General features: G+C 34.0%; 12 protein-coding genes. 3 read left to right on the top strand and 9 right to left on the bottom strand.

The genetic code is table 11. From position 1 onward, the window contains the following. The first annotated feature begins 139 nt into the window (after positions 1-139). A complete protein-coding gene (locus tag EDD63_RS04325) occupies positions 140-568 on the top strand; it encodes a MarR family winged helix-turn-helix transcriptional regulator (RefSeq protein ID WP_134168843.1) in 429 nt (142 codons plus the stop codon). Positions 569-615: 47 nt separating this feature from the next. Here EDD63_RS04325 and EDD63_RS04320 read toward each other — a convergent pair whose 3' ends face one another. From EDD63_RS04320 to gmk, 6 genes are all read right to left on the bottom strand, one after another. Continuing rightward, positions 616-2,403 (bottom strand): ABC transporter ATP-binding protein, encoded by a 1,788-nt coding sequence (locus tag EDD63_RS04320; protein WP_134168841.1) that lies wholly within the window; start codon positions 2,401-2,403, stop codon positions 616-618. Further along, complete coding sequence (locus EDD63_RS04315) at positions 2,393-4,144, bottom strand: ABC transporter ATP-binding protein (protein WP_134168839.1); 1,752 nt, start codon at positions 4,142-4,144, stop codon at positions 2,393-2,395. Before EDD63_RS04315 ends, EDD63_RS04320 begins: the two co-directional genes overlap by 11 nt. A 29-nt stretch (positions 4,145-4,173) precedes the next feature. Then, entirely contained in the window at positions 4,174-4,869 is a 696-nt protein-coding gene (locus tag EDD63_RS04310; protein ID WP_134168837.1) for a transglycosylase domain-containing protein, read from the bottom strand. A 14-nt stretch (positions 4,870-4,883) separates the two neighbouring features. Next, positions 4,884-5,663, bottom strand: coding sequence for a polysaccharide deacetylase family protein (locus EDD63_RS04305; RefSeq protein ID WP_166667540.1), 780 nt, complete (start codon positions 5,661-5,663; stop codon positions 4,884-4,886). 75 nt (positions 5,664-5,738) lie between these two features. Further along, positions 5,739-5,954: a YneF family protein gene (locus tag EDD63_RS04300; RefSeq protein ID WP_067423094.1), complete on the bottom strand. Its 216-nt coding sequence runs from the start codon at positions 5,952-5,954 to the stop codon at positions 5,739-5,741. Between the two features lie 64 nt (positions 5,955-6,018). Next, complete coding sequence (gene gmk, locus EDD63_RS04295; RefSeq protein ID WP_134168833.1) at positions 6,019-6,603, bottom strand: guanylate kinase; 585 nt, start codon at positions 6,601-6,603, stop codon at positions 6,019-6,021. 155 nt (positions 6,604-6,758) lie between these two features. On the opposite strand from gmk, the gene EDD63_RS04290 reads away from it, so the two are divergent. Beyond that, the gene (locus EDD63_RS04290) at positions 6,759-8,411 is read left to right on the top strand and encodes an Rqc2 family fibronectin-binding protein (protein ID WP_134168831.1); all 1,653 of its coding nucleotides are present in this window, start codon (positions 6,759-6,761) and stop codon (positions 8,409-8,411) included. 49 nt (positions 8,412-8,460) lie between these two features. Continuing rightward, positions 8,461-10,254: a MutS family DNA mismatch repair protein gene (locus EDD63_RS04285; protein ID WP_134168829.1), complete on the top strand. Its 1,794-nt coding sequence runs from the start codon at positions 8,461-8,463 to the stop codon at positions 10,252-10,254. A gap of 22 nt (positions 10,255-10,276) precedes the next feature. On the opposite strand, the gene EDD63_RS04280 is transcribed toward EDD63_RS04285, so the two are convergent. The 3 genes from EDD63_RS04280 to epsC all read right to left on the bottom strand — a co-directional run bounded on the left by EDD63_RS04280 (position 10,277) and on the right by epsC (position 13,432). Next, positions 10,277-11,143 carry a GNAT family N-acetyltransferase gene (locus EDD63_RS04280; RefSeq protein ID WP_134168827.1) on the bottom strand — a complete coding sequence of 289 codons (867 nt, stop codon included), beginning with the start codon at positions 11,141-11,143 and terminating at the stop codon, positions 10,277-10,279. 153 nt (positions 11,144-11,296) lie between these two features. Beyond that, the gene (locus EDD63_RS04275) at positions 11,297-12,910 is read right to left on the bottom strand and encodes a putative manganese-dependent inorganic diphosphatase (protein ID WP_134168825.1); all 1,614 of its coding nucleotides are present in this window, start codon (positions 12,908-12,910) and stop codon (positions 11,297-11,299) included. Next, positions 12,911-13,432 (bottom strand): serine O-acetyltransferase EpsC, encoded by a 522-nt coding sequence (gene epsC, locus EDD63_RS04270; protein ID WP_134168823.1) that lies wholly within the window; start codon positions 13,430-13,432, stop codon positions 12,911-12,913. Between the last annotated feature and the right edge of the window lie 225 nt (positions 13,433-13,657).

The raw sequence follows: 13,657 nt of genomic DNA, 5'->3' as shown, positions 1-13,657 counted from the left end.
AGCACATAATATGCACACTAATAACAAAAAAATGATGAAATACCTATGTATTCCTATTGATTCATTATGAATTAATCAGTATAGTAAGTATAAGAAATATGGTTTACATAGTAATCTATAATTATAAAGGGGACATTATATGGATAAAAAAGTAATACAAGAAGTAGAAGAAATGACAATGCGTCTACAAGAAGATGGATTAAAATGGATGGTTCCATTTTATGAAGAACATGAAATTTCATTCAACGAATTGCGTATCTTACGTATTATTGATGAAAGCGGACGTTTAACTTTAAACCAACTTGCTCAACATATGCGTAAAGCAGCAACAAACCTTTCAATTGCCGTTAGCAAACTTGAAAAGCGTGGTTTATTAATTCGTGAAACATCAAAAACGGATAAACGTATCATTTTCATTGAAGTAAGTGAAAAAGGACATGAACTTTCTAAAGGAAGTTATGAGTACTTTTTACAACTAATCGAAAATAACGTTGAAGATGAAATGATTGCTTTACATAAAGCACTAAAAGATTACTCGGAAAAAATGGCATCTTTAAATCTTGGATAAAAGCAAAACAACGTCTAACCATTATGGTATTGACGTTGTTTTTTTTCTTATTGTGCCCCACTTTTTTGTAGTTGATACATCGCATAGTACACGCCATGTTTTTCAATCAAACTCTCGTGGTTTCCTGCTTCAATAATTCGCCCATTATCCAACACAAGAATTTTATTCGCATCTTTGATTGTGGATAAACGGTGCGCAATTGCAATGCTCGTACGACCTTGTTTGATTCTTGAAAGTCCTTCTTGAATCAAACTTTCGGTTTCTGTATCAATGTTTGCAGTTGCCTCATCTAAAATTAATATCTTTGGATTTGTGACTATTGTTCGTGCAAATGCGAGTAACTGTTTTTGTCCGGTTGAAAAACTTGCTCCTCTTTCACTCACTTGATACTGATATGTATCTGTTAGTTTATCAATAAATTGGTCAGCTTGGACAAACTTACAAGCCTCTTTAATTTCCTCATCACTAATCTCTTTATTTTTCAAACGAACGTTATCTGCAATCGTTCCATAATACATAAATGGATCTTGTAGTACCAGTCCTATACGTTTGCGTAATTCATCCATTGGATATTCTTTGATGGAAACACCATCAATAAGGATTTCTCCTTTGGTGAACTCATAAAAACGCATCATAACATTAATAATACTACTTTTCCCACTACCTGTATGTCCAACTAGTGCAAGCGTTTCTCCTGGTTCAATCACAAAGCTAATATCTTTTAATACTTCATGTTTTCCATCATAAGAGAAAGAAACATTTTTAAATTCAATTCTTCCTTCTGTGATTTTTGCATCCTCTTTTTCATCTTGCATCGGTGCAACTTCTTGATGATCTAGAATAAAGAATACACGATATGCTGCAACGATTGCTTGTTGGTAAATACTTAAACGATCCATTATTTGAAACATTGGATCAAAGAAACGATAAATATACTCAATAAAAGCAACTACCATCCCAACAGATGCTAAACCAGCAAATGACTGAAATCCCATGTACGTCAACATCAGTGCTAACGCTAAGGCAATTAATAAGTGAATTGTTGGTGATAACAACAATCCATCCAATCGCACATTTTTCATACTTGCTTCGTAGTACTCATTATTTGTATTTGCAAATTCACTAGCAATTCGTTTTTCTTGATTGAATATTTGGATGATATTCATTCCTGAAATCGATTCTGCAAGTCGCGTGTTTAACTGTGATAGTTTTTCTCTAGCAGTTAAATAATAACGAGTTGATAATTTTTGGTAGTAAAACATAATTAGAACAGCCACAGGCACAAAGCATAAGCAAAATAGTGCCAAACGCCATTCCATAAAGCTCATCGCAACGACACAACCAATAATCATTACGACACTTGAAACAATCACCGATAGAACTTCATTTACCATCTCTTGAATCGCTTCAGTATCATTGGTAACACGTGAGACCAAACTACCTGCAGGTGTTTGATCGAAGTAACGCATTCCCATTCCTTCTAACTTCGCAAAGAGTGTATCACGTAAGTCTTTACATAATTTAAACCCCAAACGTTTTAGTTGGATTAACTGAAAGAAACGTAAAATCGCATATAGTGAACACATCAAAGCATATAACAATGCTCCTTGGATAATAATATCCATATGTACACTATTTCCGGTAAGTCCATTATCTACTAACCAACGCATAATAAGTGGTGCAATTACAAAACATGTAGTTGCAAGCACTGTCGTAAGCAATGCGATAATCAGTGGTTTTGTATATGGTTTTAAATACGACAATAAGCGTTTTAAAATCACTTTTTGTTCGCTACTGGTGAAGGTTTCTTTATAAAAATCATTCTTATGATTCATAAGATGTACCTCCTTGATAGGTTTCTTGTAATTTATATATTTCTGCATACCAACCATTTCCAGCAGCCAATTGATCATGAATACCACGTTCTGTGATTTTTCCTTGATCCATAACAATGATTTGATTTGCATGTTTAATTGCACTAAATCGATGTGCAACAATAATTGTAGTTTTGTTGTTTCGTACTTCTTTTAATGAAGCCAAAATTCGCTCTTCTGTTTTTGCATCAACTGCACTTAACGAATCATCTAGGATAAGCACTTCAGGATCTAGTAATAAAGCTCTAGCAATTGCAATTCTTTGCTTTTGTCCTCCAGATAAAGAAACACCACGTTCCCCTACCATCGTTTCATATCCTTCCGCAAATCCTTCAATATCTTCGTGTACACTTGCGAGCTTTGCAGCTTGTTTTACTTCTTCCATGGTAGCATCGCTTTTCCCAAAACGAATATTATCTGCAATACTCATAGAAAACAAAAATTGATCTTGTGGAACATATCCAAAGGCTTGATGATACATACCTAAATCATAGCGATATGTCTCATAATCACCAAAATATATACTTCCTTTAAAACTGTCACTTTCACGCAAAAGCAGTTTGATTAACGTGGTTTTTCCTGCACCTGTTTTCCCAACAATTCCAAGTGTCTCTTTTGGTTTTACACTAAACTGGACGTGATCAATCACTGGAGATGTACTATCTTCATAACGAAAATCTTGTACATCAAATGTGATATCACCAGTTGGTACTTGTTGAATCGCGTTTTTCACATTACGTACTTCAGGTGTTACGTCAAACAGTTTTTGAATTCGATCATAACTTACATTTCCACGTTCCACATTATTGTATAAAAATCCTAATGCTAGCATTGGCCAAATCAGTAAGTTCATATAACTTACCATTGCTGTCAATTGCCCCACACTTACTTGATGATTTTCAATCATAGTAGCTCCTGTAATAAATAACAAGATATAACAAATCACCACAATGATTTCAATAAGTGGGTCAAAACCAGCATCCCAAGGCACATATGCCATATTCTTTTTGTAGACATCTTGTGTTTCTTCTTTAAATGATGCTACTTCTTCTTTTTCTTGTCCAAATGTTTTTGTGACTTTAATTCCATTAATACTTTCTAAAGTTCTATTATTTAGATTTGAGAATGCATCTTGTGCTTTATGGAATGTCGTATGTAATTTCTTACTTAACATTTGTGCACCAATGATCATAAATGGCATTGGTATTAGTGTAATCAACGTCAACTTTAAATCAACGAAGAAAATCATTGCAACTAGTGTAGATAGTCCAGAAATAAGTGCATCTGCACCTTGTAAAACTCCTATACCAGCAACTCTTTGTACGCTTTTCAAATCATTGGTTGCATGAGCCATTAAGTCTCCGACACGGTTTTCTTTAAAGAAACTCGGTGACATCTTCGCAAAATGTTCAAATAAACGTAGGCGCAATAACCTTTCTAAACGAAAGGATGCACCAAAAATACAAATACGCCAAACATAGCGCATCGCAAAAATGATTGCAGCATTTATGAAAAGACCAACGACTAGAAGCAATAAGGTTTGCACCGTTAATGTTCCATTTGTCATTTCATCAATAATCGTAGCTGTAATCATCGGTGGTATTAAATTAAGCACAGCTATTACTGCAAGAGAAAGTATCCCCCAGATATAACTAGCTTTTTCTTGCTTCATAAACCAAGAAAGCTTGATAAATATTTTCATAATCCCCTCATACATGTACAATGGCAGATTTATATGCTGTTTATCACTGCCTCGTACTCACTTTGATTAATATATTTATAATCCAACATTGCCTTTAGCACCATTCTTTGGCGTTCTTGCGTTTGTGGATTATGATTACTTAGTGCATACACACTTGGTGCCTGTGGAAGACCCGCTAGCACACTTGCTTGCGCTAAGTTTAATTCACTTGGTAATACATTATAATAACCCGTACTTGCTTCATAGATTCCATAATGATTATCACCATAATATACGATGTTTACATACATCTCTAAAATTTCATCCTTACTGTAGTTATCTTCAAGAGCTTTCGCAACATAAGCTTCGCTTATTTTCCGCAAACTAGTGTTATCTTCCATAAAATAGAAATTCTTTGCAAGTTGTTGTGTAAGTGTACTTCCCCCTTGATTACCTGTTCCGCTTAGATTTACTACAACGCTACGCATAAGCGCATAATAATCAATTCCACCATGGTCATAAAAACGATGATCTTCAATAGCAACCACTGCATCTTGCATTGGTTGTGAAATTTCATCAAGTGTGACATACGTGTCTTGACTACGTAATTGATTTACTTTTTCCTCGATACTCACCTTATCTACAACATCTTTATAACCAACATATCCGATAAGAGCAAAAGCTCCAACAACTAAAATGGCAATGATGATAAGTGTAAGTATAACTCTTCTTATAAATTTCAACATAGGTTTATTATACGTTAGGATACTAGCCAAGTAAAATAGGCAAATGGCATCCTTGCAAACATGAAATAGCGAGGCAACAAGTAACGGTTGTCTTCTCGTATCATCTTGCGGTTTTGATTATAGCCAAAGGCTAATTTTACATCATACGATTGTAATATTTCTTCAATACCAGCTTTTGTTCTTCCATATGGAAAAGCAAAATAACTTTGATCAATCACACCTTGATTTGATTGAAAATCATCTGCAATATCGGCTAAAGATATGACATCAATTTTCTTACGATCAAAGCCACTGGCTTTATGATGTAAATCAAAAGAGTGCGAATAAAATTGCATGGTTTCATCATTTTGGATATCACTTAGTTTTAAATATCCATCTAGATTTGATGTTACTTTTTTTCCAATAAGAAAGGTTGTTGCTTGCAAGTTATATTTTTGTAAGATTGGATATGCATTCGTAAGTACATTTTCATATCCATCATCAAAAGTGATGACAACACTTTTCTTTGGTAGTTGATAGTTTTTATCTTCAACATACCGATACAATTCATCCATTGATAAACTATGATATCCATTTTTTGCTAAATATGACATTTGTTCATCAAATTCACTGACACTCATTTTGTAAGGATCGTTTGTGTAGATGGTTTTCTTTTGTTCATCACTAACAACTCCGTGATACCCTAAAATCGCAACACCATCTGTACGCGTGTAATGTAGAATTACTGTTTTAAAAGTAATTAGACTGAATAGGCTAAGGCATACGACAAGTAAACTTTTAAGAAAACGGATCACATGTTTCATATAAAAAAAGAAAGAGGAATCACGTTATTGGATTCCTCGTTTTTAATATGAAGTGTAATGTAAATCCTAACGATTCGCATTTACAGATTTCATAATCTGTTTAATTTGTGCTTCAGATGGTTTTCTACCCATTTGAAGGAACATGGCACGGATCATTTTTTCATTAATTGGTGGATTTTCTTTTAATTCTTTTTCGAATTTACGTTTTGTTAAATAAAAACCTAAGAATCCTCCAATAAGTAAACCTGCGATTAAACTTCCAATTGAATACCAAAAGTTCATAGTTTTGCCTCCTACATACTATATCATTATACAAATTTCATGCGTATATTACAACACATTTGTTTTACTGAGCTAAAGTTTCGTTATCATTCATGTGTCGTTTTACAATTAAGCCAATATACTGTGCAGCTAGTTCAGGATCATCATTACAAACTACATATTTATAGTCTTTGATAAGTTCCATTTCCTTCTCTGCTTTTGCTAAACGTTCTTGTACAACTTCTTCCGCTTCACTTTTGCGTCCACGAATACGTTTTGCAAGTTCTTCCATCGTTGGTGGAATCATAAAGATACTAATCGCATCAGGAACTTTATCTGCAACTTGTTTTGCTCCTTGTACTTCAATTTCAAGCAGTACATTTTTCCCTTCGTTACGAAGTTTTTCTACTTGAGACATCGGTGTCCCATAATAGTTTCCTACAAACTCTGCCCATTCGAGCAATTCCCCATGTTCAATTGCTTTTTCGAAGTCTTCTTTCTCAACAAAAAGATAATCCACTCCGTCTTGCTCACCGGCTCTAGGTTTTCTTGTTGTCATTGACAACGAGTATGCTAAATTAAGTTCTGAATCTTGCATAAAGTACTTACGTACTGTACCTTTTCCGACACCACTTGGGCCACTTAGTATAATCAACAAACCTTTTTTCATATTACTCTCCCACGATATTGTTATCATTATAGCATTTTTATCGTACTTGTGAATAAGAAACTTATATAGATTATGCTATAATAACTAGAGTTTGAAAACTTTGCTGATTCTTAATCGCAAAAGCATGAATAATTAGTCAATGGAGGGCATTATATATGGCATTAGATGGATTAGTCTTACATAGAATATTACATAAGCTACAAACACTTACACCTGCTAAAGTAAATAAAATCCAACAAATTTCAAATGATGAGATTTTAATCAACTTACGCAGTGAAAGAACCAATCATAAATTGATGATTTCTTGTCATAGTGCATACAATCGAATCCATATTACAAATCGCGATTACCAAACAATGGAAAGTCCAAATAATTTTGTGATGGTCCTACGTAAATATATTGATCGTAGTATTGTAAAAAGCATTGAACAAGCAGGACTAGATCGTGTCATTTGTTTTACCATCGAGGTAAAAGATGACTTAGGTGACTACAAAGAATATAAACTTTATATCGAACTTATGGGTAAATATGCAAATATGATTTTAGTAAATGAGAAAGATAAAATCATTGATGCTTTAAAACGCATTCCAGCATTTGAAAATAACGCAAGAACCATTCACCCTGGAGCAATGTATACACCAGTAAGACCTCATGAAGGAAAAATAGATCCCTTTGTTGCGACAACATTTGATCGTGACCAGTCTCTTGTAAAACAATTCCATGGGTTTTCTCCTCTATTAAGTGATGAAGTTTTATATCGCACCAATGCAGGAGAAAGTTTTGTGGATATAATGAAAGAGATTGCAAATGGAAATACTCTATATGTGCATGAAAAAGGTAAAGATACCTACTACCACCTGATTGAACTTAAACACCTAGATGCACCATTTCATGTATACCCAATCATGGATGCGATGGATGAAATGTATTATCAAAAGGAAGAAAAAGTTCGTATTAAACAACAGTCTGGAGATATTGAACGCTTAGTAAAACAAGAATTGAAGAAAAATGTTCGTAAACTTGATAAACTTGAAAAAACAATCAAAGCTGCTGAAGAATTAGATACTTATCGTATGTATGGAGACTTGCTATATGCATATCCTGAAAACTACGAAAAACATCTACAACAAATTCAACTCCCCTCTTTTGAAGATGAAACGCTTATCGATATTCCATTGGATGCAAAAATTTCAGTAAAACAAAATGCAAAGAAATACTACCAAAAGTACAATAAAAGTAAAACTGCACTTGTGGAAGTAGCTAAACAGATTGATAAAACACAAACTATGATTCGCTACTTTGAAAATCTTGAAGTACAACTACAAGACATACGTGTACAAGATGCATTAGAAATTAAAGAAGAACTAGCAAATCTAGGTTTTACAAAGCAAATTCACTATAAAATCCGCAAAAAGAAAAAACAGGCCAAACCAAACTTTTTAACACTACATATTGATGGAACGCATATTTATGTTGGGAAAAACAACATACAAAATGATTACATCACATTCGAACAAGCACGACGTGATGATACGTGGTTCCATGTTAAAGATATGCACGGAAGTCATGTTGTAGTCAGTGGAAATGATTTGAGTGAGTCAATTATTCGTACAGCGGCGATGCTTGCTGCCTATTACTCTCAAGCAAAGCAATCAAGCAGTGTACCAGTAAATTACTGTCTTGTGCGACAATTAAAACGTCCAAATAAAGCTGCGATGGGATTTGTGACACTAACAAATTATAAAACGATATATATCGACCCAGAAAAAGAAGCTATTGAAGAAATTCTAGCAACATATGAAGTCTAGCATGTAGAAATTCTACATACTCTTTTTATTACGTGCTATAATAAAATCTATGAAACATACATATACAAAAGAAATCGCGATTTGCAAAGAAGATCTAGTGGCTTGTAATCGCCCAATTATACTATTAGGTACACTTAAAGTACTTACATTCTTTGCGATTCCAATAACATACTTTATCGGTTATTCACAAGGAATTACCCTTTTGCCAACAACTTTAATAGCTCTTGTTTGGCTTATCCTATTTCTATATGGAAGTAAAAAACAAGAACAATATAAAATTAGAGAACGAAAAAACAAAGGTTTAATCGCAATTCATGAAGCAAATCTACAACGATTAGACGGTTCATGGAATCAATTTATCGATACTGGAGCAGAGTTTGTTGATTATGAGCATCCATATGCAATGGACTTAGATATCGTCGGTGATTCAAGTTTATTTCAGTATTGCAATAGTACGCATAGCTATTTTGGTCGTAAACAACTTGCACATGATTTACTAGATGCAAACTATGACAAAGATGCAATCAAATTGCGCCAACAAGCAATTGCAGAAATCTCTGATATGTATCAGTACACTTCTACGGTTGAATATGCCTGTTCAAGTATTCAAAATAGCAAAGTATTTAGACAACTTACTAACCAACTGCAACAACAAGAGCCGTTTTTCAAAAAAAAGAAAACCTATAGTCTCTTACGCATCTTATGTGTAACAACAATTATCGTATGCCTTATTGCTGCATTCACTGAAATTAATTATTTGATTTTGTTAAGCGCCTTACTATTAACACTTCAACTAGGTATCTGGTTTGTTCTACATAAGAAAGCTGAATCCTATGTACATGTCGTAAAGGAAGTTAGTAACTCTATAGAAGCATATGTTCCTGTAATAGATGCAATTCTTGGTACAAGTGTGAAAAGCAAGAATCTACAAAACATTCATACACAGTTTATCAAATCAAAAGAGATAGTTAGTAAACTAGCTAACATTGCAAGCAACATTAACCAAACACAAAATGCTCTGGCGAGTTTTATTCTCAATTTATTCTGGCTCTGGGATATTAAGAATGCACATGATTTAGCTAAGTGGAAGCAATTAAACAGTAAGCAGATGGCTTTATGCTTTGATGCAGTAGCAACTTATGAAACCTATGTAAGTTTTGCGAATATTAAACGAAATGTTGATCACGCTTGTCTGCCAACAATAGAAATAAACAGCAAGAAAATGCATGCTACACAAATCGGTCACCCACTAATTCTTAATAAGAAACGTGTGTCAAACGATTTTCATTTAGATGATGAAATTATGATTATTTCAGGATCCAACATGTCTGGTAAGACAACCTTTTTACGTACTGTTGGGATTAATATGGTTCTAGCAAAAGCAGGTAGCTATGTAGTAGCTGATCACATGAACTGCCCACTTGTCCAAATACTTACTTCCATGCGGATACGCGATGATTTAAATGCAGGTGTCTCAACCTTCTATGCAGAATTACAACGAATTAAAATGATTATTGATGCAAGTAGTAAAGAAGCGAATACATGTTTCTTTATTGATGAAATATTTAAGGGCACAAACAGTGTAGATCGCTTATATGGGGCAAAAGCTGTATTGAAACAACTAAATCAAGATGGTGTTATTGGATTTATTAGTACACATGATTTAGAGGTTTGCAGTTATGAAAAGCACTATCCTCGCATCATCAACTATAGTTTCAATGAAACATACACAAAGGATACGATGTCCTTTGATTACACTATAAAACCAGGCATTTCAAAAAGCACCAATGCACAGTTTTTACTCAAAAAAGTAGGCATTGTAAAAGAACCCGTAATGACGTAATACGGGTTCTTTATTTTGTAAGTTAATCTTCATTGTAGACAAGTACAACTTCTTTACAACTATATGTGAAATTTGCATACTTTAAAGCATGTTGCATAGGAATATTATGAATATCTGTATCAGCAATTAGTAAGTCATATCCATGTTCTACGCAGTAATTTGATGCTATAAGTAAAAGCATGGTTGCATAATGCTTTCCACGATATTCTGGGAAGACACCAATATAAGATATTCCAGCTTGTGTACGTGTCAGTTGACTAACAATTACAAATCCAACACAGTGTCCATCCACTTGCGCACAAAGCCATGCAGCTTCATCTGGTTGATTTACTAGCAACACTTCATAAAGTATTTCACTTGCACGTTTTATACCATATCGATCCATGTCTCTTTGCATACTTGCATCAAGATGATTGCTACCTACACGAATAAACATATCTACCCATGTTTGCTTATTGTGATTGGAACATGGATACGCTAAAAGAGTATGTGAATTGATTGTTGGATGCAACGTGTAACTGTACTTTTCTTGTTGTACATTAAACCCAGCAGAAATTAATGCATCAAAAGTAAATTGATAATTTTGCTTATCACTATATAAATGCAACTCAATTTCTTTTTGTTCTACTTTGCTTATACATGCTTGTAAGAAATATATAGCATCATCATATTGTATTTCATCTTCAAATGTCAAAAGATACATTCCATGTTTCATACATAATGCACGAGCTACTACCTTATTATGTAACACAGCAATCATAACTTGATTCAAATCAATCGTATGATTTTCTAGTTGTTCTACTAAAAACTGATTTTGATCATCACTACTTGCTTTCATATGTGTTACTTGTTCAATTTCTTGTTTTGTTTCAATGTGTTTAATTCTCATTTGACCTTTCCGCCCACTTGAGTGTTACACTGATTTTATGTTGATTTGGATGTGGACTTCATAAAAACAGGTTCTCTTATTTTTCATCGTATATTTCATGAAACCACCTCCTTCGTTATGTAAATTGTATCAAAAAAAACTGCAATTTGCAGTTTATTTTAATAATTGAGCAATTTTAGGTACGATTTGCTTCTTACGTGAAACTAAACCTTCCATGTATCCGCCTTCTTCATGACCAATCATAAAGGCAGTATCAATCGCATTACTAAGCTTTCCAGTATACATGAATTTACTTCCCTTACCTTCGACATTTGAAAATGCCATCATCAATAAATCATATTTTAAGATTTCATTTTCTTGGTCTAAGAATTTTTGGAAGTCTTCTTCAACCGTACTTAATGTAGACATATCATAGATATACGCTTGTCCGATTGCAATTTGCTTACCAGCAAGATCATATTCTTTAAAATCTGTATACAATATATCACGATTACTTTTATCATCAATATTTGCACTTGCTTTAAACATAGATGTTGCTAGTTCAGGCAAATCAATTTCATGCAAAGTTGCAAGTTCATTTGCAATATCAATATCTGTTTGTGTACAAGTTGGTGAATTGAAATTCATCGTGTCTGAAATGATTGCACATAATAGGGCTCCAGCAATTGCTTTTGATGGTTGTTTTCCCTTTTCTTTATACATTTGCGCAACAATCGTACATGTACTACCTACTGTTTGCGCACGGAAACTAATTGGTTGACTTGTTTCAATATCCCCAATTCTATGGTGATCTACAATCTCCAAAATATTCCCGTATTCAATATCATCAATACTTTGACTGCGTTCGTTGTGATCCACAAGAATCAATTTCTTACGATTGTATTTAAGCACGTGGTAACGTCCCATACTGCCAACAAGCACTCCATTCATGAATACTGGATAATTACGATAACGCTTTTGAAGCATCATTCTTGCGACATCTTCAACGTACTCATTTCCATTGAATTTCTGAATTGCATCTGCAGGTGTCATAATCATTCCCACTGGAATCGCACGATAAATCATTTGTAAGATTTTCATGATGTTGTACTGTGTACGAATTAAGGTAACACCTAATTCCATTGCTTTATTGATAATTTTATCTGTTGGAATGTAGCTTTCTGCAATTGCGATAACCGCACATCCTTTTTCCATACATGTCATCATAATATCTTCATTATCGCTTAATACCATAATGTTTCCAGTGATATCACGTTCCATTAATTTCTTATCAGCGATACGAACAAACCCACTACGTTCAAGTGTTCCTTTATAAATAAAGTCACCCTTCAGTGATTGGACAAGGTTTTCTAATGGTGTTTCTTTTAGTAAATCTTTTGTAATATTCAAATCTTGCATTTGAATTTTCGATATATCCGATAATGTAGTCAATCCTAACATTTGATTGTTTTCATCAACAACATATACCGTATGCGTGTTGTATTCCAAACACAAGTCCCATGCGCGACGTAGTGTTGTATGTAAATCAACACGTACAGCACAATCTAAATCAATATCTCGCAATGCTGCTTTTGCACTAATCATTAAATCAGGTTCATCAAGTTGAAACTTCTCAAGTATGAATTTTGTTTCGTTATTAATCTTACCTAATCTTGTCGCTCTTGCTTGTATGCCACATTGATTTTTTAAATCAGCATACGCAATCGCCGCACAAATAGAGTCACTGTCTGGATTTTTATGACCTGTGATGTATACGATATCTTTCATTTACGCTTCCCTCTTTTTCACTTCTTTTGCTGGTATTCCAACAACGCTTGTATATGGTGCAACGTCCTTTGTAACTACGGCGTTTGAACCAACTTTTGCATGACTTCCGATAGTGATATTTCCAAGAACTTTAGCTCCTGCTCCAACCATGACGTGGTCTTCAAGTGTTGGATGACGTTTGCAGTGTTCTTTTCCAGTTCCCCCAAGTGTTACTTGATGATAGATGGTGCAGTAGTCTCCTACTACGGCCGTTTCCCCAATGACAACTCCCATTCCATGATCAATAAGCAATCCTTTTCCAATTGTCGCTCCTGGATGGATTTCAATTCCTACCCACCAACGAGCAATATTAGATGTAAGTCTTGCTAGAAAATACAAATGTATTTTATAAAAGAAATGCGCGATTCGATAGAAAAACAATGCTTTCATATGTGGATATAAAACAATGATTTCAAATGCACTACGTGCAGCTGGATCGGCTTCTTTTGTATGTCGAATTTGTGCTCTTATTCCTTCAAACATATTTTCTCCTGACTATACTTAAACTATTATGCCATAAGACATAGATATATTATAGCAAAAAACACACCTTATTTCTTAAAAAAAGAGGATTTGGATTTAAAATCCCAAATCTTCTTTCACTAATAATAAACGGGAGTTTGACAGGTCAATTATCTAGTAAATTACACAGCTCATTTATTTATGGGCTTTTTTTAATGCAAATTTGTCAAATTTCATGATATTTAG

Origin of the sequence: Breznakia blatticola (genome assembly GCF_004365815.1) — a bacterium.
Taxonomy (GTDB): domain Bacteria; phylum Bacillota_I; class Bacilli_A; order Erysipelotrichales; family Erysipelotrichaceae; genus Breznakia; species Breznakia blatticola.
This window is presented reverse-complemented; position numbering and strand designations above follow the sequence as displayed.